Source organism: Streptomyces sp. GbtcB6, from assembly GCF_019091475.1.
GTDB classification, from domain to species: Bacteria; Actinomycetota; Actinomycetes; order Streptomycetales; family Streptomycetaceae; genus Streptomyces; species Streptomyces hyaluromycini.
This window is the reverse complement of record NZ_JAGXJL010000247.1, coordinates 1-300: the sequence shown is the minus strand read 5'-3', so window position 1 is coordinate 300 and position 300 is coordinate 1. Positions and strand designations below refer to the sequence as shown.

General features: G+C 66.3%; 1 protein-coding gene. It reads right to left on the bottom strand.

Annotated elements, in window-relative coordinates:
- Positions 1-300: hypothetical protein (locus KVT45_RS55295; RefSeq protein WP_217562703.1), on the bottom strand; the 300-nt coding region annotated here is incomplete at both ends.

Genomic DNA, 300 nt, shown 5'->3' with positions numbered 1-300 from the left:
CCCGCACAAAACCTCCTCCGTCCGCGTCACCGGCCCCCGCGAACCACCCACACCCACATCAGGCACAGGCAAAGCCCCACGATCGACCTTGCCATTGACCGTCAGCGGGAAGGCGTCGAGGACGACGACCACCGACGGCACCATGTAGTCCGGCAGACGCGTGGCAGCAAACGCCCGCAGTTCATCGCCGTCCACTTCACCCACGGCATAGCCGAACAGACGGCCCTCCCGCACCAACGCCACCGCCTGCTCAACCCCCGAATGAGCAGCAAGGACAGCCTCGACCTCACCCAGCTCGAC